This is a genomic window from Rhizobium sp. SVR5-9E (assembly GCF_056755095.1).
Genome location: NZ_JBNDHS010000474.1, coordinates 1 through 263, shown reverse-complemented (window position 1 = coordinate 263; position 263 = coordinate 1). Strand labels below are relative to the sequence as shown.

Annotated in this window: 1 pseudogene; it reads right to left on the bottom strand. The window is 43.3% G+C overall.

From position 1 onward, the window contains the following. Positions 1-263: pseudogene (locus tag ACPYOJ_RS35685) on the bottom strand (beta-ketoacyl-ACP synthase II); the annotation flags it as partial.

Here is a 263-nt window from a genome sequence, read left to right as displayed (position 1 = left end):
GAAATAATGCTTTCCAGTAAACCAGCGGCACCTAAAGAATGACCATAATAGGCTTTCATGCTGTTCAGAGGAATGTTTTGTAATTCCATCCTGTTGAAAGCGATCGCTTCCATTTCGTCGTTGTCTATTGTCGCCGTTCCATGGGCGGAAATAAAGTCGATTTTTTCTGCCGCAATATTCGCTTCTGTCATTGCATTTTTAATGCTCGCAAATAAACCGTCACCCGCTCTTGATGGTCCGGAAATGTGGTTGGCATCGTTGAT